Raw genomic sequence first — 24,728 nt, forward strand, 5'->3', positions numbered from 1 at the left:
GCGTGAGCGAAGGACCGCAGGGGCCGGCTATTTTGTCTCGCGATGGAAAGGCCCGAGCCGGGGTCCCCGCGCGGCTTGACTGCGTGGGGTGGAACGGGCCGCCGGAAAATAGTCGGCCACAAGGTTGCCTGGATGGACCGTCTGATGGCCGAACGCCCTCTGGAAGGCCGGGGCGCGGTCCTCTGGCGAACGGTCATCCCAGATGCGGGCGTTGATCGAAGTGCTCGACCGGCAGCCGCCTGCCTCTATCCCGGTCAGGCTGCATGCTCCATGAAGCGTGCGACGTCCTGGGGCGCGATCTGGACACGGATGGCCGCCCGGAGCGCCGCGAGTCCCAGCAGCCGTAGGTCCTCATTGAAGTCGCCACGCGTCGGAGACAGGATGACCGCCTCGATGCCGGCTTCCTCCGCGCGGGTCATCAGGGTCCTCACCGCTGCATCGCCGGCGGGATCGTCATCACGCGCGACATACAGCCGGTGCAGGGTGTCGGGGAACTGGATGGCGGCAAGATGTGCCGCCGACAGCGCGGCCGCCATCGGCATGGTCGGCAGGACGCAGCGCAGCGACAGCATGGTCTCGACGCCTTCGCCGGCCGCCATCACCGAGCCCGGCAGCCCGAAGCGCACGGCAGAACCGAGGAGATTGCCCATCGCCCGTCTCGGTGTCTCGACTGGCGCCTTGCCTAAGGTCGCTTCGTTGAAGCCGTCAGGGTCCAGCCAGGTGCGATGTGCGCCGGTGAGCTCGCCATTGAGATCCGTGACGGCGGCAATGATCGCCGGCCAGATCTCGGTCGGGGAATGCTCATCGGGGCGGAAGAAGCAGCGGGGATGAAAGCGCAGCGATCCGGTTTCGTGCAAAGATGTAATGCCGCGTCTACGCAGATACGTCTCGCCGAGTGTACGGCTGATTGGCCGTGCCATCGCGAAGAGACGCTTCGCGGCTTCTGGTGAACCCATTGGCGCCAAGGACGTCTTAGCCCGCCGCGACTCTCGTGCGGGCTCTGGATGCGGGAGGCTCAAGAAGCGCCGCGCCTCATCGGCGATTTGCTTGAAGTCAGGAAGGCCGCAGGTTTCGCGAATGACATCGAGCAGATCGCCATGCTCGCCAGTCGCGGCGTCGGTCCACTTGCCGGCGGCGCCCTTACCCGTCTGCGGCCCCTTGAGCCGCACGAACATTGAGCGGCCCGGCGTGTTGCGAACATCGCCGACCAGCCAGTAGCCTCCCTGCCTTGTGCCGTTAAACAGATAGTGCCGGCACACGGCTTCGGCTTGGCCGGCGAGGCGGGCGGCCAGATCGGATGCGTCAAAGCTGGCCATCACGCGGCCTCCCGTTCGGAGATCCGCGTGACCGGATAGCGCTCCATCACCTTGGCAAGGACGGCCACGCCGGTCGCATCGGTGGGAACGAACATCCGGAGCTTCCAGGAGATGATCTCGTGGAACAGGCCGTAGGACCGGAGGCGATCGCGCATCGTGTCGGAGAAGCCCGATAGCTCGATGCGGTGGACGCCCATCACCCGCGCGCGATGAAGCTGGAGGCCCTCAGTGAGATCGAGGACGGTGCTGCCGGCCACCAGGGCTCCGAAGGCATCTGCAGCCGTCAGCGTCGGCGCTCCGATCGCGAGCGCGTTGGCCGCCCAGGCTGGAGAAACGCGTCGCCCGATGATGCGTTCGCCGTCGTCCGTCTGGAGGCGATAGACACGCGTGCACTCATCCGGGAGACGCTTCCAGATCGGAAGCAGGAGCCCGGCGACGACATGGATCGTGCTGTCGGTGAACTCGGGGATCTGACCCAGTTCGCGCTGCCACGCCGCCGCGAAGACCTCGCGATCGGCCGCCCGCCAATGGCTTTCCGCCATCGACGCCAGCGATGCATGGTGATGTTCCATCGGCCGGAGCAAGCGCACCCGGCGTTCGATTTCGCCATCATCCAGCATGATGCTCGGGGCAGGCACCTGAACCGCCGCCCTGGCGGATCGCTCGTTGATCAGCAGAGCTGCACGTGGATCGGCGAGAAGCTCGAAGGCTTGGTCGAGCGACAGGGGCCGGTTGCGCTCGCGCTGGGTGATCGTCAGCAAGCGGGTTTCCGCGCCAGTGGCGGGATGCGTGTAGATGGTGTGCCGGTCGGTGACGATGAAGCTTTCGGCCTTCAGCGTTTCCAGCCCGATGTCATAGGTGCCGCTGGCCAGTGCTCCGGCAATCCGGGCATTGAGAAGCTGCTCGAAGGCGGTGAACAATATGCCCTGCAGATCGATCGTCAGCGCCAGCAACCGATTGAGAAAGGTCGTGATCGGCGGCAGCTCGTCGCGGATGCCCGTGTCGTCCATCAGGCTGAGGCCGGTGGCGCTCTCGAAGAGCTGGAGCGGGCAGCCATCGACCTTGCCGCGGACGATCAGCAGGTAAAGTTGGCGCAGCGCGTCGCGCGCGTGGGGGCTTTCGAGATTGTCCTCGGGTCTGAAGAGGCCCTGTCCGCCGGTCTGGCGCTGGCCGCGGGTGATTGCCCCGAGCGTGTCGAGCCGCCGGGCAATGGTCGACAGGAAGCGCTTCTCGGCTTTCACGTCGGTTGCGATCGGACGAAACAGCGGCGGCTGCGCCTGGTTGGTGCGGTTGGTGCGACCAAGGCCCTGAATGGCGGCGTCGGCTTTCCAGCCCGGCTCGAGGAGATAGTGGATGCGAAGACGCTGGTTACGCGCCGCGAGATCGGCGTGATAGCTGCGCCCGGTGCCGCCAGCATCACTGAACACGAGGATGCGCTTGGCATCATCCATGAAGGCAGCGGTCTCGGCGAGGTTGGCGGAGCCCGGACGGTTCTCGACCATGAGCCGATCACCTTTGCGGATGATGCGCCGCGATCGCCCGGTCACCTCGGCAACCAAGTCCACTCCGAAGCGCTGGACGATCTGATCGAGCGCGCCAGGCACCGGCGGCAGGCTTGCGAGTTTCTCGATCAGCCGGTCACGCCGGGCGACCGCTTCACGGCTTTCGACGGGCTGGCCGTCGCGGGTGACAGGTCGCGAAGAGAGATAGCCATCCGCGTCGGTGAACGGCTCGTAGAGCTGCACCGGGAAGGAGTGTTGAAGGTAAGACAGCACATATTCGCGCGGCGTGATGTCGACGCGCACGTCGTTCCATTCCTCGGTCGGCACCTCGGCCAGTCGCCGCTCCATCAGTGCCTCGCCGGTGGAGACGATCTGGACGACAGCCGCGTGCCCGTCATCGAGATCGCGCTGGATCGAGCGGATCAGCGTTGGGGTCTTCATCGAGGTCAGCAGGTGCCCGAAGAAGCGCTGCTTGGTGCTTTCGAAGACCGAACGGGCGGCAGATTTGGCGCGCGGGTTGAGCGTGCCGGTCTCGCTGGTGATGTTCGCGGCGCGCATCGCGGCATCGAGGTTGTTGTGGATGATCGAGAACGCGCCAGCATAGGCGTCATAGATGCGGCGTTGCTCGTCGGTGAGCGCGTGCTCAACCAGCTCGTACTCGACCCCGTCATAGGACAGGGATCTGGCGGTATAGAGGCCGAGGGCGCGAAGATCGCGGGCCAGCACCTCCATCGCTGCGACACCGCCGGCCTCGATGGCAGCGACGAATTCGGCCCGGGTTGCGAACGGGAAATCTTCGCCGCCCCACAGGCCGAGACGCTGGGCATAGGCGAGATTGTGGACGCTGGTGGCACCTGTCGCCGAGACGTAGACGATCCGAGCGACCGGGAGCGCGTGCTGGAGGCGCAAGCCGGCACGGCCCTGCTGCGACGGCGCAACATCGCCTCGTTCTCCCTTTCCGCCGCCGGCATTCTGCATGGCATGGCTCTCGTCGAAGATGACCACCCCGTCGAAATCGGAGCCCAACCAATCGACGATCTGGCGGACGCGCGAAACCTTGTCGGCCTTCTCGTCGGACCGCAGCGTGGCATAGGTGGTGAATAGGACGCCTTCCGCCAGTGTGATCGATCGTCCCTGCGGGAAGCGGGAGAGCGGCGTCACGAGCAGGCGCTCCATCCCCAGGGCCGACCAGTCGCGCTGCGCATCCTCAATCAGCTTGTCCGACTTCGAGATCCAGACGGCCTTGCGCCGACCGTGCAGCCAGTTGTCGAGGATGATGGCGGCGGACTGACGGCCCTTACCCGCTCCCGTGCCGTCGCCGAGCATGAAGCCGCGCCGGAAGCGCACGGCGGATGCCGCTTTGTCAGGTGCGGCAGAGACGACATCGAACGTCGCGTCGACAGTCCAGGCGCCGCTGAGGAAGCCCGTATGGGCCTCGCCGGCATAGATCACGGTTTCGAGCTGGGCGTCCGACAGTACGCCCTCGTTGATGAGCCGTTCGGGCAGGCGTGGATGATAGCTTGGCTTGGGCGGCGCGACCGATGCCATGGCCGCCGATTGCACAAGCTTGGTCGGATGGGCCTGAGAGCCGGGAATGCGGATCGTCTGAAGTCCGTATTCCTCGTAGATGGCGTCGGTCAGCCGACCACCCTCGGCCGGCTTCCAGTCGAGGGTCTCATAGGCGAGGTCCAGGTAACCCGGCTCCTCGAGTGATGACCTCTGCGGCGCGTTCGCAGTGCCGCGCGCGATCGGACGGGCAACCCGCTTCGGCACCATTGCCGACGGCGCTGGAGGGGCAATGGAACCGGCCAGCGTGAGCCTTGGGGGAACGTGCTCGGTGACCCAGCCTAGAAGGGTCTGCGTGTCGGGTGCTTGACCCGGTGATGCGGGAAACCGGGCCGGATCGTCTGCCGGCAGCTTGTCGAAGACGGTGAGCCGCGTCTCAATGGTGGTGCCGTGCTTGGCGTAGACGGAGCCGTCGATGCTCGCGGTGAATACGACGCGCCCGCGCTCCTGCAGGCGGATGAACGCCTCGCGCCAGGCGGGATGCTCCGGACTGATATTGGCACCGGTGATGGCCACCAGGCGGCCACCCTCGGCGAGGCGGGCAAGCGCGGATGCGATGTGTCGCAGCGCTGCGTCGGCCATGCGTCCGGAGACGTTCGTCATCGCTGAGAATGGCGGGTTCATCAGCACGACCGTCGGGACCAAGGCTGGGTGCAGATGATCGTCGATCTGCGCCGCGTCCAAGCATGTGACTCCGACGGCCGGGAAGAGGGAGGAGAGGAGGCTGGCGCGGGTCTCCGCCAGTTCGTTAAGGATCAAGGTCGCGCCCGCAATCTCGGGCAGGATGGCGAGCAGGCCGGTCCCGGCGGACGGTTCGAGCACATGGTCGGCAGGTGAGATAGCTGCCGCGCGCAACGCGATGAATCCGAGGGGGATGGGCGTTGAGAATTGCTGGAACGTCTCGCTTTCGAGGGAGCGGCGGGTATGCGTGGGGAGCAGGCCGGCGACTTTCGCGAAAAGCGGCAGGGCTGCTGCCGGAGAGCCGGCTTTGTGCAAAAGCACTTTGCCGTATTTGCGGAGGAAGAGAACAGTCGCTGCCTCGCAGGCGTCGTAGGCCAGCTTCCAGTCCCAGGCTCCGGTTGCGTCGCCCGCGTTGAAGCTCGCTTCCATCGCGTCACGAAGCAGGGTGGCGTCGACACGTCGGCCTGCTTCGAGATGGACGAGAATGGATCGGGCGGCATCGAGCAGGGCGGCCGTCCGGTCGACACGTTGCGGATAAGACGCCGGCATGTATTCTTGCGCGCAAGATGCGGAACGATCGTGCATGGGGAAGACCTCGAGGAGAGCGGGAAACGGGGCGAGCCCTTGGGCGCTCTCTCTCGACCGTCCGGGCTCAAACCCGTCCCGGCCTCCTCTGCCTCTCGACGTAAGAGCGGCAGGCTGCATCAGCCGAAGCGCCGGCCCGCTTCCGTGAAGGTGTAGCCGTTCGCCGCGATCGCCTCGTCGACCGCCTCGACCGAGGTCATATGCTCGTATGCCCGTTCAAGCTGGCGGTAGAGCCAGCGGGCCAGATCGCGGAGCGCTTCCGAGACGGCATCTTCCGCATCGGCGGTCATGTCCTGACCCACGGGACTGTCGCGATCGACCGCGATCGCCATGCAATGCTCGTGATAGTAGCGCCCCCGGTGGGTCACGGCGGCGCGTAGCTGGTAGAAGTTGCGGCGCTGAACGGTCTGGAGGGTGTCGGCGATCCCGTGAAGCGCGGTATCCGTTGGTGCATAGGCCCGGATGCGGCGGGCGGCGGAGTTCAAATGCCTGTAGTCGCCCTCGAAGCAGGCCCCGTCGCCCTGGCTCCAGAAGCCGGAAAACCAGATGCAGGGTTTCGAGCGGGTGCCGCCGCCGAACAGCCGGACGGGGCGCGTCCTGAGGCGGATGCCGAGGATCGCGCAGATACGTTCGAAGTCGTCATAGACAAACTCGAACCAGTCATAATCGAGGCCGCCCTCGCGGTACCATCCGCGCGCGGCGTCCTTCGCCGCATCGGAGAGTTCGTCGAGGCGATAGACGATGGTTTCGATGACCTCAGGCATCGTGATCACCTCCATCCACCGCGGCGGCGAGCCAGCCATCGGTGTCGATCCATCCGACGGTCTCGCCCGTCCCGAGGTCGAGGACGTGCGCGCCGCCGCCAAACGCACTGAGCCGGGGCCGCGAGCAGGTATTGGCGTATTGGAAGCCCCAACGGCCTTTCAGGCTGAATTCCGCCGCGCAGAGTTTCACGAACTGGATCTGCCGTTCGGGATCGCCGGAGACGTCATCCCGTAGCCAGAGCTGCGAGCCGCCGTGCTCCGGCTGGATGGAGAGAAGGAAGCCCTCCGACGGCGGTTCTTCTGACGCGCCGGCCTCGGACAAGGCATTGTAGAGATCGAGCGCACGCGCGGCATTTTGTGGCGTGCCGACGTCGAGCAGGCACGAGAAGTGCGTGAAATAGTCTGCCATGACAGTCTCCCACGAACATGGAAAAGCCCGGCGTGGCGACCGGGCTGATGGAACGGGCGTGTGAGGAAAGATGCGGGACCGCCGGAGCGGTCCCGCCTGGATCGGCTACTCGGCGGCAATGGCCGGGAGCGGCTCCGCATCCTCGTCCGAGGCTTCCTCGTCGCCAGACAGGAACGCCGGAAGATCCACGGAGCTTGCCTGAGCTTCGGGTTCGCCCGCTTCGGACGATGTGTCCGTCTCAGCGAGCCGCAGCGGCTCGGGGAGCCACCGGGCGTCGGCGAGAAGGCGTTCGGCTTCCTTGGCCATCTCAGCCTTCTTCAGATGCTCGATGAGCTGCGCCGCCCGCTCTCCCGCGCCCTCACGCACGGCCTCGACGATGCGACGCTTCGGCACCCGGCCGAGATAATTGTCGACCGAAGGACGCCATCCGGCCTCCACCATATCGAGACCAGTCGCCCGCGCGAGCCGGTCGGCCTGGGTGAGACGGCGTTGGAGCCCGTGCTGGGACACGCCGTTCCCCCCGTAGGGGTTCGGCTTCTCGTAAAGCGCGTTGACGCCGAAGCTCACGCAATGAGCGAGCAGCGAGAGTCGGCTCGCATCGTCGAGTGCCGACAGCCAGTCCCAGAGCGCCCGATCGTCCTGCGGAAGATCGGCCTTCCAGGCGTCCTGACGCTCCGCGATCGCGCGTGCGGAGGGGCTGTCCTTGAGGTCGGCGGCCTGCGCTGGGAAGAAGACGTGCCGCACGGACGCTTCGAGGCATCCGCCCCCGATGTTGGTGCGCTGGAACGTGTCGATGACGAGCTTGTGCAGCAGCGCCGTCAACGCGATCTGCGGGTTGCTCGCCACGGCGTCGCGCAGCGCAAGCGTGCGATGGGCGGTCAATTCGATCACCAGGCGCTCGGGCAACGGCTTGATCACGTCGTCCTCGTCGTCCTCGCTTTCGATCTGCTGCCCGCCGACCGTGATGACGGTGCGGGACGTGCCGCTCGGTCCGGGTTCGCCGGCTCGGGCGATGGTCGCCGCCGTAGCGCCATCGGTCTCGTCATCGGGCAGCGCGAGGGGCGCCTCGTCGTCCGGGCGAACATAGCCGCGGTCGACCATGAGCCTGCCGTCCGCGCCGATGCTCACGAAGACGCCTGCACGGGTGATGTCGCTCGGATCAAAGATCACCGGCCGGTTGTCGAGCTCGTCCAGCAGGGCCTCGATCTCGCCGAGCCGCGCATCGACCTCGTCTGGCAATTCGTCCGCATCTTCATACTCGGCCTCGAGCCGCTGATACTCGGCGTTGAGCGCGTCGATCGTGGCCTGCTCGTCAGCCGATCGTTCGGCGGCGACACCGTCGATCTGGCGCAGACCGTGGGTGTGACCGTAGGGGAAGTCGGCAGCGACCTCGATCCACTTCCAACCTTCGGCCGCGATGGCCTCGGCCTCTGTCTTCAGCTTGGCGGCGACCAGGGTATCGAGCAGGGCGACATCGGCGAGCCAGCCGCCATCGTCCTGTTGGAAGAGATCGCGCAGGACCGTGCCGCCAGCCGCTTCATAGGCATCGAGCCCGACGAACATGGCGCGGCGGTCCGACGCGCGCACCGTCTTCTCGGTCAGCATCCGGCGGATCTGATACGGCTCCTTGGACCAGGATCTTGCGATCGTTTCCCAGACCTGTTCCTGCCTTGCATGGTCGGCGCTGACCGTGAAGGCCATCAGCTGCTCCAGCGTCATGCCGTCCTCGGCATAGATGTCGAGAAGCTTCGGCGAGATACCTGCAAGGCGCAGACGCTGCTTCACGACATGGGCGGAGGTGAAGAAGGCCGCAGCAATGTCTTCCTCGGACTGGCCCTTCTCGCGCAGCGCCTGGAACGCCCGGAACTGATCGAGCGGGTGCAGCGGGGCACGCTGAAGGTTCTCGGCGAGGGAGTCGTCTTCGGCCATGATAGGCGACGCGGGATCGCGCACGACGCACGGCACGGGGGCAGTCTTGGCGAGGCGCTTCTGCTTCACCAGGCGCTCGAGCGCCCGGTAGCGACGCCCGCCGGCCGGGATTTCGTACAGGCCGGTCTCTGCGCCGTCGGCATCGAGGACGGGCCGGACGTTGAGGCTCTGCAGCAGACCGCGGCGCGCGATGTCCTCGGCGAGTTCCTCGATCGACACACCGGCTTTGATGCGCCGGACGTTCGCCTGCGAGAGCGTGAGCTTGTGGAAGGGGATGTCGCGCGACGGCGACAGGGTGATCTTCTGAATGGCAGTGGACATGGCAGGTCTCCGCGACGGGCGGCCGGGAGCCTCTCTCCCGACCTCCAACCCGTCACGAAAATCGGCGCAGCCCTCTTCCTCTCATCGCTTCCGGAACGCCGGAACGCCGTAAAGCCAGAAAGACGGGACTGCGCCGATGCTTGGAGAGATAACGAGTGGGTCAGGCCGCCTGGCGTGCGGCCTCGGGGGTGGTGGCAATTGCCTGACCCGGTTCTCCGGCGTTTGGGGCGAAGGCCAGCAACCAGTCCGCTGCCTTGCTTGCCTGACTGGCTGCCCGGACGATGGCGCGATTGTCCTCGCGCAGGACCTCGGCCCAGGATCCGATGTAGTCGGCGTGGCGGACGGTCGGTGCGATGCCGAGGGCGGCGCAGCAGAAGGCCGAGGCGATTTCGGCCACCAGTTCCTCGAACGCGTATTTCTTGGAGCCGAACGATCCTGTGAGATCGCGTCCCAGCCGATGGGCCGCGCCGCTGGCATGGGCGCATTCATGCAGCGCCGTGCGATGCCAGTTGATGGGCTCGAAGAAGGCCTGGGGCGGCGGCACCATCACATAGTCAGGCGCCGGCGCGTAGTAAGCCCGGTCGCCGCCGATGCGAAAATCGATCCCGCTCGCCCGGATCAGCGCGTCGACCGTGGGCTCGATCAGCCCAGGTTCAGGCGCCGGCACGGCCGCCACGAGGTCCTCCGGCAGGCCGTCACACTGAGCGACGTTGAAGACCGTGAAGCGCTTCAGGAACGGGATCGCCTGTGCCTCGTCGCCGGTCTCTCGCGCACGACGGCGTTCATCGTCCGGTACGAAGCGGTCGGCATAGACGACGGTGGTGCCGCGCTCGCCCTTCCGGACATTGCCGCCGAGCGACAGGGCCTGGCGGAAGGTCAGCCAGCCTTGGCTCGGGAAGCCAAGCGAAATCACCGCGCCCCAGAGGATCAGCACATTGACCCCCGAGTAGCCGCGCCCGGTCGCAGCGTTGGTCGGCATGGCGAGTGGCGCCTTGGCCGCGGCCGTCCCCCAGGGCTGGACCCAGGGCAACCGTCCGGCCTCCAGTTCGGCCAGGATCTTGCCGGTGATTTCGTCGTACAGGCTCGTCCGGTCGGCGCTCGGCCGGCCGCGTGGATCACGTTTCGACATCGCGGGTCTCCACGACGGGCGCCGGAAGCCTCTCTCCCAGCCTTCAACCCGTCACGGCACAGCCAGCCTGCACTCTCACTCTCGGGGGGCGTTGCGGGGGCACTCGCCGCTAGACAAGGGTCGGCAGAGACAAAGCCCCGCCGCAGGGGAAGACTTTTCCCTCAGATTCTGGGAATGCTCACGATACCAATCAGCGGACCATTGACTACAAATCTGCCGAGACTGATGATGCCAATCAGCCGGTAGTCGGAGATGTTATGTTTCAGCGATTCGTTGAGCGGAGGGCGGAGGAGGCGCTTGCAGACACGCCGGTCGTCCTCATCGTCGGACCGCGCCGGGCCGGCAAGACGACGCTGGTGCGAAAGATGGGAGAAACCGGCTGGACCTACAGCACACTCGACGACCAGACCGTCCTTGAGGCCGCCCAGTCCGACCCGGCCGGGTTCATCCGAGGTCTGGATCGCGCCATCATCGACGAGATCCAGCGCGCGCCCAATCTGTTGCTGGCGATCAAGAAGTCGGTCGACGAAGATTATCGCCCGGGCCGTTTCCTGCTGACCGGCTCGGCCAATGTGCTGACCTTGCCGCGCGTCGCTGACAGCCTCGCTGGCCGGATGGAAACCATTCGGATGCTGCCCTTGGCTCGGGCGGAAATCGAAAGCCGAGCACCAACCTTTCTGGAACGCTTGTTCGAGGGGAATTTAGAGAGTCAAAGCGCCGCCATTGTCGGCGACGAGTTGGTCCAGCTTGCGTTGCGCGGCGGCTTTCCTGAGGCGATTAGCCGCGACAGCGAACGCCGGCGACAAGACTGGGCGCGTGCGTATCTCACCTCGATCCTGACCCGTGATCTGCGCGATATCGCTGAAGTTGAGAAGCTCACCGAACTCCCCAAGTTCGTGCGTCTTCTCGCCGAACATTCCGGGCAGCTCGTCAACTATTCCCAGCTTGCGAGCGGCATCAACGTCAACCACAGGACCGGTCAGCGCTATGTCGGTCTGCTCGAACAGGTGTTCCTGATCGCGACCCTGCAGCCATGGTTCACCAATGCGCTCAAGCGCATCGTTAAGACGCCCAAGCTGCATTTCCTTGATTCCGGCCTGCTGGCTGCCGCGCGCGGGCTGACTTTCGATCGGATCAAGGCGGATCGGGGGACGTTTGGCGCGCTGCTCGAGAGCTTCGTGTTCTCCGAAGTGCTGAAGCTGATGACGGCCTCAGACCTGCGTCTGACGCCTCACCACTTCCGGGATAGGGACATGCGCGAGGTCGACATCGTGCTCGAGCGCGACGACGGCATGATTGCTGCCATCGAGGTGAAGGCGAGCGCAACGGTCAAGGCCAGCGACTTCTCGGGCTTGCGCGCATTGGCAGAGGCTTGTGGGGACCGCTTCGCGTTTGGCGTTGTCCTCTACGACAGCACGGACGTCGTGCCGTTTGGCGATCGGTTGGCAGCGGCGCCCCTGTCGTCTCTTTGGAGGTGACCCGGTGTCTCGGCCTATGAGATCACCGCAGGTGCAGCGCGCGGCGCTCGTCGAGCCATCCTTGGGATGGACCTATCTGTCCCGCGAGTCGCTGGCGCGCGCCAAGGCGCAAATGGACGTAGAATCCATGGGCGTGCGTGACGAGATCGGCTTTCTGACTATCCATCAGCGATACGCGGATCACTTCTTCCCAGGCACGTCCGTCCTGCACACTCGGGTGCGCTACGCGATCTTCGTGCCTTGGTTATTCGAGGATCTCGCGGGTTTGACGGGACCAGCTGCTGAGCGTGCACTACGCGAACGCGAAAGGGTGCTGGCAGGGCGGCTTCGGGATGCCGGCGAATCCCAGGTGATTGGGAGTCGTGTTTTTCCCAAGCCTTCCAGTCAGCCGCCATCGACCGTTTATTGGAATGCTCTCGCGGTGTGGGGAATCCTGCGCCCGCGTCTTGACGGGCGGACGATTTCTCGGGCGCACGCGCATAGGTTGCTGAAGAGCGTGAGCCTGGCGACTGACGATGATGGACAGCCCCTCCTCGGCTTCGATCTGCCGTTCGTTCCGCTACCCAACCGCCCGGCTGGCTGGCGCGATGGATCGATCACTCTCCGGTTGGCGGCCGCGGAGGCCACATTTCTTCGCGACCGCCTTGCGCAATTGCGCGGCAGCGGAGGTTATGAGCTTTCCTTGCTCGCTCGCCTTGTTCGGACAGAGGCCGCATCACCGCCGGGAATGTGGGCCGATGAAACCCGTGCGATCGCCGGTCCCGACCGGGCGCCGCTGGTGCGTGCGCATCAGGCGGCCAATCTGGCTGGCGTGGGGCGCGCCATCTATGACGCTCTCCTCGAACATATCGTCGAGGCCTACGACAAACGGGAGACGTCAACCCGACATCGCGATCACCTCGCCTCGACCGTTGCCGAATACGGCGCCGTCGCAGCCAAACTCGATGTCGACGCGCTTGAGGCAGACATTGGCGTACTGCCGTCGAAGTTGCGCGCCGTCGTAGCGGCGACGAAGGAGTGGATCGCTTCGAAGCTGACTGATCCCCGACCGCTTTTCGAGGTCTATGAGGCGGCCGAAGCCCGAAAGGGGCCCCGCGCGCGGCTCCCCTTGACGCCTAATGGTCGCGCGCGGCGGCTCGAATGGGCGAACGACGAACATGGTCTAGCTGGACCTCTCCACTATAGATGGGAGCAGGTCAGCACGCTCCTTAACGATCTGGCGGAAGCCGAATGAGCGGGGCGGTCGACAGCTGGCCGGCGCTCTCGTTTCTCGAGTGCCTTCGTCCTGGCCCCGACGAGAATGTCGAACTGGCCTTGCTGGCCTCCTATTCGGCGGATCTCGGGACTATTGGCGCAACGCTGCTTGCTTTGGCCGGCAAGGACACAGATGCAGGCAGTGGAAGCCCCTCCGATTTCGCTGATGCGGTCGAACGCCTTCGTGGAAAGGTGCGCATCATCATTCAGCGAGGGCGGCTGGCGAAGATGCGTCGAACACCGCGTATCGCGGCGGTCCTCGACCAGTTCGTGCGCGAAGTCGATTTTGATGAAGCTATTCATAGTTGGCATCCCAAAGCAGCCCTTGTTCGCACGCGCGATGCGGGCGGTAGCGTTGGCTGGCGTCTTTGGATCGGGAGCCGCAATCTCACCGAAAATATAAACCGGGACATCGGACTGTTGCTCCTGTCCGCGGAGAAAGGCGGCGCCTTTATCCCAGGCGTAGAGAACTTGGCGCGTGCCCTGGCCGAGAGAGCAGGGTTCCAAGGCGTACGGCCTGCTTCATTGGGCGCTGCCGTTGCAAAGCTAGGCTGGCGCGCTCCGGCCGGCGTCCGTGTCGAGCGGCTTCACTGGTCGGACGGAACTGGAAACATGGCGGTTCCCGTGCCCACGGCGGGTACTGATGAAGTCGTGGTGGTGAGTCCGTTCATCGACAAAGCGTTCCTCGCTCGACAAGCGGCACAGGGGTCGAAACCGGCGCACCTCGTATTGTTGACGACCATTCGCGAGATCGAGCGGATTGGTCCCTCGCTTGCGGCGTTTGATGATATCCTCGTGCTGGATGCACCGGAATATCCAGTCGGCGACCCCGAGCCTGATGCAGACATCGCCGTGGCGGCTTCCGATCGTGATCCGTCTGATGACGAGGAAGAAGAACTTGGTCGTGGCCTTCACGCGAAGCTGCTGTTCATGCGATCGGGACAAAAGCGGCGGCTGTGGCTCGGCAGCGCGAATGCGACCATGCGCGCTTGGACTGGCCGCAACGTCGAAGTGACCGCCGAGCTGGTCGTCACGGAGCCTGTCGAGAGAGGACTGAAAGCACTTATCGGATCAGCTCGGTTGGTAGAGGCGCCTCTCGTGGAACATGCGCCCGACGCCATAGCCCTGGAGGAGGAGGCGCTCGAGCGCGCGCGCGCGCAGGTCGCGGCCCGATGGGCCGCTCAGCTCGGCTTTGACGACGAAGGCGCGCGCCTCGCGCATCGTTCCGATCTTCATCCAAGCGGGCCACATCCAGATGAGCGGAACATCGCGCTCGAGGTGGGCACGCTCCACGGCGAATTGGTTGGGTGGCCCTGCGGGCAAAATATCGTGCCTCTGGGGCCGATGCCTCCAGCGGAGCGGAGCGAGTTCGTGCGGCTGCGCGTGAGCCGTGCTGGAAAGGGGCTTTCTTGGCTGCAACGCGCGCCCGCAGATCCGCCATTTGGGGAGGATCGTGACCGCGCGGCGTTCGTTCGCTTTTTGGGCGCCAGAGGGTTCCTCTTGTGGCTCGCCGGATTGCTGGCGGACGACGGCCGCGAGGGGGAAGGCGACTGGACGCATGACGAACCACGGAATCGCGCCGATCCGGGAATAAATCCGGCGCTCGATTCCTCGCTGCCGACACTGGAGGAGATGTTGGCGGCTTGGGCGCGTGATCCCGAGAAGTTTCGTCAGATCGAACGGCGGGTATCTCAGTATCTGCCTGCTGTGCTTGAGGAGGCCAGGCGGGAAGACTCTCAGACTGCGGATTTGCTGCGCCGGTTCGATGATTTGTGGGGCAAGCTCCGCCGCGGGCTCGGCGTTGCCGAAATCAAGGGCAAACGCCCATGAGCGCCCCAAAGCCATTTCAGAAGGCGGCCGTCGATGCTGCGTTTGCGGCTTTTGCCGACCTTGACGGCCGACGGCGCTTTCTTGTCGCTGATGAAGTCGGCCTTGGAAAAACCGTCGTGGCGAAGGAGTTGGCTTGCCGCATGGCTGATGGCGGTCGCCGGCCCCTTACCATCTACTACATCGCCAACGGACACGCTGTGTCGTTCCAGAACAAGAGCCGGGTTGTCGGCTTCCTGAGCGACTTGCAGCTACGGGATGCGATCAAGACGCCCGATCGGCTTTCGCTGATCGCCGTCGAGAAGCGGCCTGCCAGCCCGGTTTTGATCTATGCCCTAACCCCTGCGACCTCGTTTCCGGGCGCGAAGGCTCGCCTGACCGGCGGCCGCAAGGAAGAACGGGCGTTTCTGAAGGTGCTGCTCGAACAGAGCTACCCGGCTTTCGCTCGCGATCTCGATCCCGACCTCTTGCGGCTTAGTGCGCGCGGCTCCTGGGACTGGGCCGTTACAGAGGCCGAGAAGAAGTTTGCGGCGTCGCCACCTGGCTTGCGGCAGAGGTTTCGTGAGGCGCTGGAGGTTGAGTTTGGCGAACCTGTGCGTGCGATGCTCGATCTGGCGTTGCACGGCGACACCGAGCGCAGAATCAAGCCGCTCAGGCCTACCACCTTCGTTGGCCGTCTCCGGCGAGCCTTGGCCTTGGCGACGTTGCGCCATCAACCCCCGGACCTTGTCATTCTCGACGAGTTCCAGCGCTACCGGCAGCTTCTGGACGAGAAGGACGCCGACCCGCTCCTGAAGGCGCTGCTGGAGCCTGAAGGCTCGGCCAGGCGTCCGGCGATCCTGCTGCTGAGCGCCACGCCATATCCGTATCTGACCACGCGATGGGAGGAAGCGCGCGGCGCGCTCGCTCACGCGGAGCTTCTGAAATTGATTGAGTTTCTCGCCGGCCCGGACGCGCGTGATCGCGCAAAGAATCTCTTTGCGGATTTTGGGGACAAGTTGCGCGCCATCTCCGCCCATTCCGATGCAAGCCGCCCGGAACTGATGGAAGAGGTGGCAGAGGCACGTCGGCTCAGGGATGAGCTTCGGCGGCTTATGACGCCGGTGATGTCGCGCACGGAGCGGGACAGCGTGGCTTCATCCGATCCGCTCGCAGGTACCAAGTTTCTCCATGCGGACCCGCTGCCCGAGGATTTTCAGGTGTATCGCCATTTGGCGGAGAGCTTCGCCGAGCAAGTGCGCTACGAGGCGTTGCCCTACTGGTCGTCGGTTCCGTTGCCGGCCCAGTCCCTCGGGCCGCGCTATGCGGCCTGGAAGAAGGCTAGGATCAAGGCTGCGCCGAAGCTCACGCGGATGACGCGCGAGCGCCGCAACAAGCTCAATGCGCCGGCCGACTGGCCGGACGCCAAGCTTCGTGCGCTTAACGGTGTTTCTCCGCCCGCGTTGTTGTCGTTGCCCTGGGTCGCCCCATCGCTTGCATGGTGGCCGCTTCGCGGGGGGTGGGCGGCGGCGGCGGCCGATCAGAAAGGCGGGGCTGATCCCAAGCTCCTTATGTTCAGCCGGTTCCGCGCAACGCCCCCCAGCGTCGCCGCGCTTCTCAGCTTCGGGGTCGAGGCACGCTGCCTTCCCAAGAAACAAGGGGGATACGAAAAAGCCTATAGGCGGCGGCGCTTCAAGCTGGCGGCGGTTCCTGGCCCCGTCATGGCGGCGTTTCATCCCTCACCATGGTTGATCCGTAACACCGACCCGCTCGCAAAAGCGGGGGCGCCGCTGGGTGCTGTCCGCAAGGAAGTTCGCCGACAGATTCTCGCTGCTTTGCCGAGAGGCATCATAGAACGGGACACCGTCAGGGCCCGCCGACGCCACAGATCGATTGCCCGCGTCTTGGCGTCCATCGAACGCATGGCAGGTTTTGCGGAACAGTCGGCGACGGGATGGAGCAGCGCGATCGGTGATGATCGCGCCGCGCAATCGGCGGTACGAAAGTGGCGCCAGACGCTGCCGATCGACAGGCTTTCACCGGCCGAGCTTTCCGACCTCGTGGATTACGCAATTGGTGCGCCGGGCGTCGTGCTTGGCCGGGCAATGCGGCGCTATGACCCGACGATCCTGGATGGCCCGCGATACCCCGAATTGGTCCAGCTCAGTTGGCAGGGCCTGCGCGCCTATCTCGACAACCCGGTTATATTGTCATCGCTGCCAGGCAGAAACGCGGTCGAGCAGGTCATGGGAGCGGTGGTTGACGGCGGTTTCGAGAGCGTTCTCGACGAGCATTTTTGGCTCCGCGCCCAGAATCTCCATGAGGGCGCTGCGGGTCTTGCCAGGGATCTGAAGGCGTCGCTCGGGCTCCGTGCCGGCAGTTTCAGTTTTCATGGGATCGGCGGACAGCCGCACAAGATTCCTGTCCGTTGCCATGTCGCCGTCCCCTTTGGGGACGCGGAAGCCGAGCCGGTGGCCAAGGTGGAGGGAGGCGTGGCGCAGGCCATCCCGGCGCGTCCGGACGAAGTGCGCCGAAGCTTCAACACGCCCTTTTGGCCGCATGTCTTGGCAACGACATCCGTTGGGCAGGAGGGACTGGATTTTCATCCGTGGTGTTCGCATGTGGTTCATTGGGACCTTTCTTCCAACCCGCTCGACCTCGAGCAACGCGAAGGCCGCATCCAGCGCTATGCGGGTCTGTCGGTCAGACGGAAGCTGGCGGAAGAGCTGCGCGATGAAGTGCTTAGGGATCCCGCCGTGGCTCAACGCTCTCCCTGGCAATGCGTGGAGCGGCACGCGCAGCGCTTTGTTGATAAGAGCGGCCTTCGCCCGTGGTGGGTACTCGATGGCGCTGAAATCCGGCGGCACGTTTTTGAGCGTCCCTTTGGTCGGGATATGCTGCGGTTCGCGCAACTTCGGGAACAGCGCATGATCTATCGACTGGCCCTCGGCCAGCCCAACCAGGAAGACTTTATCGACGTGCTGTCGCGCGGCGGGGAAGCGACCCGCGCGCTGTTGCAACCGCTGGTCCTAGATTTTTCCGCCATGGGTCTTCGGCAACAACACATGACTGCGCCGGACACATTGGCCAACGGACATGGGCAGATGACGGCGACCGGCGTTCCTGTGTTAAATCAAGGCGATATAATGGCGGCTGCGTCGGCAACCAACCCACCGATAACCGACATTGATGCCCAGCAGCGGCTCATGCGTGGCTGATCGGGAAGACGCGAGGCGGCACTATGATGGCTATGCGCTGCCTAAGACCCGCAATTTCATCGCGCGGGTCTCCAGCAAGTAGGTCTCGACCCCAGCGAGCAAGTGCAGCCCCTCTTCGGTGATCGCCGCCCGTGACAGGCCGGGCTGAATGATGCGGACGTCAAATTCGTAGCGATAGTCCTGCCAGGTCGCTTTCAGCCGCTTGAGGAACGCGGCGTTCCCATGTTCGAAGCGAGAGTTTTGCCCCTTGTCGAGGCGCAGTTTCTCGCGCCTTAGCATATGCGTGAACATCCGGTTCGGACGGTCGCGCCAGCGGGCGGATTTTTGGGCCTGCCCGCACACTTCGTAGAGATCTTTCACGCGGGCGCCGGGTGTGTCGGCGCTCGAGAATTTGCAATGATGGAGCGTGACCTGGACAAGGCCCTCTGTGACGCGGAGCGTAACCACATCGGCGATCTCGCCGGCGCCATCGTCGTCGAAAACCAGATCGTAGGCGTCTCCGTCGGCGAGTAGGGTCTCAATGACGCGCCGTTGGACGGAATCCGCACGCTTTTCGGATCCTTGCGATTCTGTTCGGATATTTGTGCCCGACCAGTCCCAAACTTCGATCCGGTCTGAAGGATAGGGCTCGACGCGAACGCCATCGGGCAGGGCATAGAGGTGGCTGTAGATCAGGAGAGAGCCATCTCCGAAATCAATCTGCGGGGAGTCTTCGCCAAAGGATTCCGACAGCGTCTTCACCTTGCCGCCGACTTTGATCGTCGCCTTCGGCCCTGATCGCTGCGGATAGCGGGCGCCGCCTTCCGCGAACACGATTTCGAACTCGGCGCTCTGGGAATCGCTGCGCACCGCGAAGCGCAGCGGCCCGGTAGCTTGGTGGTCTAGGAGTTCGATGTCGCATTCCGCGAACGGTGCGGCGATGTCGTCGAAGCTGATCTCGATCCGGTCCTCGATCTGTGTCAGCAGAGATTCCGGCCAGTGAATTGCAACGGGTGGAACGCTCGGCCGCTCACTGATCTGGCGAGGGCGCATGGCGCTCTTGAAGACGCCATCGGTGGTGATGCCGGGATCGTTGACGGCTGTGCCGATGTCGTTGCACCACTCGACCCAGTCGGTGAGGTCGCGAACCGGGGAGATCGACCAGAACTTTCCTTTTGCCGAGCAGCCGCGCGAGGCCGGCACGCCATCGAGAAAGCCGGTCGCAAAGACGTTGTTCTTGATACGGGACTGCGATTTCGCAGTGTCCAATCCATCGGCGACGTCCACGCCCATATACATTGAATAGCGCACGCCACGGCCCTGATGGTGCGTGAGCCCAAGGTTGCGCAGGATGAGGCGATTGAAGCCGTGAAGACTTCGAAAAACGTCCTCACCTTCGACGCGCCGCGTCGTGTCGCCGCAGACGGCCTTGGCCAGCCGGTCATAGGGGCCCTTTGCCGAGCTACTGATGTAGAGGAGCCTCTTGTCGGGGTCCCAGTGCATCATATGCAGGTCCCAGACGACGTTGGTGGCATGCTGCGCGGTCGTCCAGCCCGCTTGCTCCTCCGAGCGGGTGACGAAGATGGCCACGCGCTGATGCGGGTTGACCTTCATGCCGAGATAGACGCCGGGATTATACAGGTCTTCGGCACGCAGCGGCTCCCAGGCGTCGCAAGCCGTGCGATAGACCACGGCATTCATCTTCGGCTCGAGGGTCTGCAAGGGAATGTCGCTGAGATCGCCGACAAAGCCCTTGAACATCTCGGCGCGTCGAACTTGCCGGTCGATTTTGGCTGTGCTGAGCGCTTCGACCAGGGCATTCCAGTCAGCGTCCTCGGCATAGAGCTTGGCGAGCGACCGATCGATGTCATCCACGCCGGTATTGGCGATAACGGTCGCGTCGCCCAGGCGCGGATCTTGCCGGGTGAAGCGGCCGACAAACTGGATGGTGACGGCGATGCTTTTGTGCGGATCGTGCAGACCCGCTATCTTCAGTTCCGGGAGATCGAAGCCTTCGCCCAACATGTCGACGCATACGATGATCCGGCTCTCGAAACGCCGCAGCGCGGCAAGGTTCGCGCGGCGCTCGCGGATCGACTGCTGGCTATGAACGATGACCGGGCGGAACTCGGGGAACATCGAGCTGTAGAGCTGGTGGAGATACTTGGCGCGCTCGATCGTCTGGCAACGCGCCATTGCCAGATGATTGAGGCCGGCCGCTAGATCGGCCTGGAGGACTTCGCCGAGCTTTTCGGCGATCGCAAGGTCTGCATCGGGCTGATCGAGCCCGAATACCGCCTCGAACCGGATCGGCTTGAAATAGCCCTCGGCCTGCGCCTTTTTGAGCGGGTAGGTGTAGATGAACTCACCGTCGACGCGCCGGCCGTCCTCCCGGAAGGGCGTGGCGGTGAACTGGACGATCGGAAGCGGCGGGTCGCGGTCGATGAAAAGGCCACGGAATCGCGACCAGGTAGGTGCGCCGATATGGTGTGCTTCGTCGATGAACAATGCCGATGCGCGGGCAGCCATCCGTTCCTGAACTGGGGCATCCGCCCGGCCAGCAATTTGCATTGTGGTGACGACGACATTGGCGCTGTCGAATATTTCATCGACTTCGGCCTGGCTGGTCGGGATATGCGAGAGCCGCATGACCAGAGGGAAAGCTGCCGTCTCATCGAGGCATTTCTGCTGCTTCAAGACGCCGAAGGTTTCGAATTTGCTCGCGATCTGCTCGCGCAGCGCGTCGGTAGGCACCACCACCAGCAGGCGCTCGAACCTCTGATTGGCATTGAGCGCCAGCATTGTCTCCGTCTTGCCCGTCCCCGTTGGCATGACGATGGTGGCCGGATCCGTCGATCGCGTCGCGTGGGCAAGCGCAGCATGAAGCGCGCCGATCTGTGGGCGCCGCAGGCCGGGCTGCGCCGCCTCGCCGTTCGCGGCAGTTCGTCCCTCGCGCAGATGAACCGCATCGATCCAGGATGCGGAGACTACCTTCAGACGCTCGGCGCGCGCAGATCGATCTAATGTGTCGATTCTGGTCGGCGGGGCATTCATCCACCGGGATTCACCGAGTTCCAGTACTTCGGCGATCCGTTCCGGCTCCGTTGCTCCGGGCGCAATGAGAATAAGATCGGCTTCCAGGGGCGTTGCCGTCTTCGCACTGATGATCTTTAGAGTCTCGCCGGATTCCAAGGTCGTCTCGTAGCCATTGACGCGGCGGATGGCGAAGGGGCGCAGTCGGCAACGCACGCGTCGGGCCGGAACCGCCAACTGGCGCGTGAGGCTTCCCAGCACTTTGCCGTCGATGGCAAGCCGAGCCGGCAGCAGGAGTTCGACCTCGGGATTAAAGAGATCGTCCTGGTTGGAGCCGGTCGGGGGCTTGCGGGAGGCCATCGTGTTCCCTTCCGTCAGGCCGCCACCGTCTGCGGCGAGGGCAAGACGGCAATCACCGTTCCCCTCGTCATCAGAACGACGAGTCCGCGCTCGGCGCCGGTCATATCGAGATAGGCGCGGACCTGAGCCCGATAGTGCTCGAGTATCTGAGCCTCGGGATTCACGTCGCTCTTCCAGTCGACGACCACGACCGGTCGGCCATCCTTCCCGACAGTCAGGGCATCGGCGATCCCGGCCGTTACGTTTTCCACGCCGTCGGCTGCTTGCGCGGAATAAACGGGAAATTCGGCCAGTAGCCCCGGTCGCAGGGCTGCGATGTCAGGCAATGCCAGGGTCCGGGCTACACAGGCCGCCAGTTCCTGCGCCGACAGTCCTTTCGCCGGGTCGGCGACCGAAGATTGGCCGAGAGCACGGATAAGTTCGGCTGCCCGTTCGATGAGGGCAGCCTCCGTCTCAAGGATTTCGCCGGTCAGAACCTCTTCCATGAGCTTATGGAGGATTAGCCCACGTTCGCGGCCGCCCTGCACAAGAATCGCGGCTTCCAATTCGGGAGGCTGCTCGTCGGCCGCCCCCGTCCAGAGCGCGGCCTCTTCTTCCTGCAAGACGGTCCCGGTGGCGCTTTCATCGCGACTGGGTGCAAGCCAGGTCAACCGCGTCTGCGCGGCGGCGATGGCTTCGGCTTCGGCGGCGAAGCTCGCACGCGTCTGGGTGTTGCCCGCGCCCGCACCTGCCGCCGTGAGGCCGGCAGGCAGGTGAGAGACGTCCAGTCCGGGCAAGCCGGCGAGCGACAGATCGACGAGGCCGATCCAGGCCGATTTCGACGGTGTGGCGTCGAGCCGGGGAAGGACGAGGAGTTCGCGAGCGCGGGTGGCTGCGACATACCAGAGCCGGATGCGTTCGCGGTCCAGCTCCTCCTTTTCCGCTTGGCGGGCGGTTTCGTAGCCCTCAGGCGTGACGCCCAGGACCGGGCAATAGAAGGTCTCGGCCTGGCGGTCGATGACGGCGCTGTCGGGCGCCATGACGCTGGTCATGGTGTTGACCGGAATGACGATCGGCCATTCCAGCCCCTTGGCCGCGTGCATTGTGAAGAGCGCGACGGCTTCCTCCTGGGCGTCGGGTCGTCCCTCGACGGCGCGTGCCTCGTCGGACCATGCCGCTGCCATCGCCTCGGCAAAGGCGCGCAGGCCGCGCACGGCGTAGCCGGTCGATAGGCTTAGATAGAGATCTACATTGGCGAGCGCGCGTTCCGCCTGGCCGCGATGACGCTCAAGGAGGAGCGGACGGACGCGCATCACGTCCACTGCTTGCGAGAGCAGTGCGTGCGGTGTCGTGCTGTTGCCGCGCCGGGAAAGCGATTGCAGCCGCTCGATGACTTCGCGCGCGAGTGGGTGCGCGACAACCGCTGAGTCGATGCTGAGATCTAGGCGCGGGATCCGATCCGGCTGTTCCTCCGAGCGCGGAAGCGCCCAGATGATATCCAGCAATTCTTCTTCAGTGAGGCCGACCAAAGGCCCCCGCAGCAGCGCACCGAGCGCCAGCGTGTCGCGGCGATCGGCGAGAACTCGGGTCAGGGCGATCAGGTCCTGAATTTCCTGACGGCGGAACAGCCCCTTGCCGGCCTGTGTCGCGACGGGGATGCCACGGCGTTCCAGGGCTTCTTCATAGCGCCACAACTCCGCACCGGTCGGCGCCAGCAAGGCGATGTCGCCCGGTTGGCAGGGACGCTCTTCGCCGCTGCGACGGTCGATGATGGGATGGCTTTCGATCAGCCTGGCGCACAGTTCGGCGACGGCATCCGCTTCGGCGTCGCGCTGCCGTTCGGCGCTTGCCTTGCCGTGTTCGTCAGCCACGGCGATGTCTAAGGCCGCGACGCACAGGCCGCCCGTGTCGTCATGGAACGGGTCGAGAGCGTTGAAGCCCGGCTGCCCATCGGACGAGAGGACGGCCTCGAAGCGTTCGTTGACGAAGGTGAGGATCGAGGCGCAGGAGCGGAAATTGGTCGAGATTGACAGGAGGCTGCCGGGATCCTGGGCGCGGAAGGCGTCGCGCGCCTGCACATAAGCGCCGACGTCGGCACCCCGGAAGCGATAGATCGCCTGCTTCGGGTCGCCGACCAGGAAGAGTGCGCCCGGCCGGATGCGGAAGCGGGTCCAGTCGTCATCGCCATCGGCCGGTTCGCCGCAAAGCCGCCAGAAGATTTCGGTTTGCAGGGGATCTGTGTCCTGGAACTCGTCGACGAGGACATGGGCAAAACGCTGCCCCAGCGCCCGGCGCACGGCATCATGGTCGCGCAGCAAGTCGCGCGCGGCGAAAATCAGATCGTCGAAATCGAGCTGGGCGCTGGAGCGTTTGTGGTCGCGATAGCGTTGAAGGATCGGACGCGCTTCTTCGATTAGCGCCGCTAGGGCATGGCCGGCGGCGGCCTGCGCCAGCGCGAGCCAGGCATCGCAGCAGCTGGTGTAGTGGGACTCGGCGCCGTCGTTCAGCCGGTCGCCATCGGCCTTGGAGAGACCGGCCTGCTTGGCGGCAGCGGCCCATTTGCCCTTCTTGCGATAGGAGGCGAAGGCCCCGGCCTTGGTGCAAAGGTCCGGATGTGGCCGCAAGGTCAGGAGGCGGACGAGGCCCGCAGGCGTTGCGGGATCGGGACCGTTGGCCAAGGCGGTCGCCATCTCGGCCAGCCGCTCGACGATCGTCACCGTTTCCGGCTCGGCCGCCGTCACACCATCCATGAAGCCTTTGAAATCCGCAGCGGCCTGTCGGAATGCCGTCAGGTGGCCGTCAAGCGGGGAGACGGCCGGGGCCGCGAGCGTGGGGCGGCGACGTAGGTTTTCGGCGATCTTTTGGATGAGCGCCACGGTTTCGCCGGGGCTGTGCAGCACCATCTCGGCAAGGATGCCGCCCTGGCCGCCGGACAGGCGTTCGCGCAGCCAGCCATCGACAATCTCGAGGAAGGTAAGATCGGCCTGGTTGCGATCCATGACCCGTGCGCCGGGATCGATGTTGGCCTCCGCGGGATAGGGCTTAATGAGGCGCTGGCAGAAGCCGTGGATGGTCGAGCACGTGATCTCGTCGATCCCCGCGCTGCCGGCGGCGAGATTGTTTCGATGGACCTCGGTCAGCCCATCGGGGAACGCGACGCGCAGTTCGGTTGCGATGATACCGTCCGAGAGATCGGCGACGAACTCGCGGACGCGCGACAGTAGCTCGCTAGCGGCGAGTTCGGTGAAGGTGACGGCGGCGATGGAACGCGGCGCGACGCCTTCGGCCAGCATCGCGGCGATGCGGCCAGCCATGACGGCAGTCTTGCCCGAACCTGCGCCGGCCTCGACCAAGATCGAGCGATCATGCAGGCTGATCGCATCGCGGCGTGCGCCGTCGTCCTTCAGCACCTTGGACAC

General features: G+C 64.8%; 12 protein-coding genes. 4 read left to right on the forward strand and 8 right to left on the reverse strand.

Going from position 1 to position 24,728, the window contains the following annotated elements; translation table 11 throughout:
• Positions 1 to 254: 254 nt before the first annotated feature.
• The 6 genes from J5Y09_RS08065 to J5Y09_RS08090 all read right to left on the reverse strand — a co-directional run bounded on the left by J5Y09_RS08065 (position 255) and on the right by J5Y09_RS08090 (position 10,202).
• Positions 255 to 1,316: a DUF7146 domain-containing protein gene (locus J5Y09_RS08065; RefSeq protein ID WP_209351238.1), complete on the reverse strand. Its 1,062-nt coding sequence runs from the start codon at positions 1,314 to 1,316 to the stop codon at positions 255 to 257.
• Complete coding sequence (locus tag J5Y09_RS08070) at positions 1,316 to 5,650, reverse strand: strawberry notch-like NTP hydrolase domain-containing protein (RefSeq protein ID WP_408904052.1); 4,335 nt, start codon at positions 5,648 to 5,650, stop codon at positions 1,316 to 1,318. Before J5Y09_RS08070 ends, J5Y09_RS08065 begins: the two co-directional genes overlap by 1 nt.
• A 119-nt stretch (positions 5,651 to 5,769) precedes the next feature.
• The gene (locus J5Y09_RS08075; RefSeq protein WP_209351239.1) at positions 5,770 to 6,414 is read right to left on the reverse strand and encodes a DUF8835 domain-containing pootine; all 645 of its coding nucleotides are present in this window, start codon (positions 6,412 to 6,414) and stop codon (positions 5,770 to 5,772) included.
• Positions 6,407 to 6,823 carry a hypothetical protein gene (locus tag J5Y09_RS08080; RefSeq protein ID WP_209351240.1) on the reverse strand — a complete coding sequence of 139 codons (417 nt, stop codon included), beginning with the start codon at positions 6,821 to 6,823 and terminating at the stop codon, positions 6,407 to 6,409. The genes J5Y09_RS08075 and J5Y09_RS08080 overlap by 8 nt, the downstream gene beginning before the upstream one ends.
• Positions 6,824 to 6,928: 105 nt before the next feature.
• The gene (locus J5Y09_RS08085) at positions 6,929 to 9,073 is read right to left on the reverse strand and encodes a ParB/RepB/Spo0J family partition protein (protein WP_209351241.1); all 2,145 of its coding nucleotides are present in this window, start codon (positions 9,071 to 9,073) and stop codon (positions 6,929 to 6,931) included.
• Between the two features lie 160 nt (positions 9,074 to 9,233).
• A complete protein-coding gene (locus J5Y09_RS08090; protein WP_209351242.1) occupies positions 9,234 to 10,202 on the reverse strand; it encodes an ArdC family protein in 969 nt (322 codons plus the stop codon).
• A gap of 257 nt (positions 10,203 to 10,459) precedes the next feature.
• On the opposite strand from J5Y09_RS08090, the gene J5Y09_RS08095 reads away from it, so the two are divergent.
• From J5Y09_RS08095 to J5Y09_RS08110, 4 genes are read left to right on the forward strand one after another with little or no spacing between them, the layout of a single operon-like run.
• Positions 10,460 to 11,680: an ATP-binding protein gene (locus J5Y09_RS08095; RefSeq protein ID WP_209351243.1), complete on the forward strand. Its 1,221-nt coding sequence runs from the start codon at positions 10,460 to 10,462 to the stop codon at positions 11,678 to 11,680.
• 31 nt (positions 11,681 to 11,711) lie between these two features.
• Complete coding sequence (locus J5Y09_RS08100; RefSeq protein WP_209351244.1) at positions 11,712 to 12,914, forward strand: DUF6361 family protein; 1,203 nt, start codon at positions 11,712 to 11,714, stop codon at positions 12,912 to 12,914.
• A complete protein-coding gene (locus J5Y09_RS08105) occupies positions 12,911 to 14,764 on the forward strand; it encodes a phospholipase D-like domain-containing protein (protein WP_209351245.1) in 1,854 nt (617 codons plus the stop codon). Before J5Y09_RS08100 ends, J5Y09_RS08105 begins: the two co-directional genes overlap by 4 nt.
• Entirely contained in the window at positions 14,761 to 17,958 is a 3,198-nt protein-coding gene (locus tag J5Y09_RS08110) for a helicase-related protein (protein ID WP_209351246.1), read from the forward strand. Before J5Y09_RS08105 ends, J5Y09_RS08110 begins: the two co-directional genes overlap by 4 nt.
• Before the next feature lie 30 nt (positions 17,959 to 17,988).
• Here the strand turns inward: J5Y09_RS08110 and J5Y09_RS08115 are convergent, their stop codons facing one another.
• On the reverse strand, positions 17,989 to 21,330 hold the full coding sequence (locus tag J5Y09_RS08115; RefSeq protein ID WP_209351247.1) for a DEAD/DEAH box helicase: 3,342 nt from the start codon (positions 21,328 to 21,330) through the stop codon (positions 17,989 to 17,991).
• Between the two features lie 14 nt (positions 21,331 to 21,344).
• A complete protein-coding gene (locus tag J5Y09_RS08120; RefSeq protein ID WP_342451437.1) occupies positions 21,345 to 24,728 on the reverse strand; it encodes a UvrD-helicase domain-containing protein in 3,384 nt (1,127 codons plus the stop codon).

The organism is Roseomonas nitratireducens (assembly GCF_017813355.1).
GTDB classification, from domain to species: Bacteria; Pseudomonadota; Alphaproteobacteria; order Acetobacterales; family Acetobacteraceae; genus Neoroseomonas; species Neoroseomonas nitratireducens.

What these genes read in the sequence shown, in the direction of transcription:
- J5Y09_RS08110 (WP_209351246.1), top strand. Translation starts at nt 14,761, where the DNA reads ATGAGCGCCCCAAAGCCATTTCAGAAGGCGGCCGTCGATGCTGCGTTT.
- J5Y09_RS08065 (WP_209351238.1), bottom strand. Translation starts at nt 1,316, where the DNA reads ATGGCCAGCTTTGACGCATCCGATCTGGCCGCCCGCCTCGCCGGCCAA.
- J5Y09_RS08115 (WP_209351247.1), bottom strand. Translation starts at nt 21,330, where the DNA reads ATGGCCTCCCGCAAGCCCCCGACCGGCTCCAACCAGGACGATCTCTTT.
- J5Y09_RS08090 (WP_209351242.1), bottom strand. Translation starts at nt 10,202, where the DNA reads ATGTCGAAACGTGATCCACGCGGCCGGCCGAGCGCCGACCGGACGAGC.
- J5Y09_RS08105 (WP_209351245.1), top strand. Translation starts at nt 12,911, where the DNA reads ATGAGCGGGGCGGTCGACAGCTGGCCGGCGCTCTCGTTTCTCGAGTGC.
- J5Y09_RS08095 (WP_209351243.1), top strand. Translation starts at nt 10,460, where the DNA reads ATGTTTCAGCGATTCGTTGAGCGGAGGGCGGAGGAGGCGCTTGCAGAC.
- J5Y09_RS08080 (WP_209351240.1), bottom strand. Translation starts at nt 6,823, where the DNA reads ATGGCAGACTATTTCACGCACTTCTCGTGCCTGCTCGACGTCGGCACG.
- J5Y09_RS08085 (WP_209351241.1), bottom strand. Translation starts at nt 9,073, where the DNA reads ATGTCCACTGCCATTCAGAAGATCACCCTGTCGCCGTCGCGCGACATC.
- J5Y09_RS08075 (WP_209351239.1), bottom strand. Translation starts at nt 6,414, where the DNA reads ATGCCTGAGGTCATCGAAACCATCGTCTATCGCCTCGACGAACTCTCC.
- J5Y09_RS08070 (WP_408904052.1), bottom strand. Translation starts at nt 5,650, where the DNA reads ATGCACGATCGTTCCGCATCTTGCGCGCAAGAATACATGCCGGCGTCT.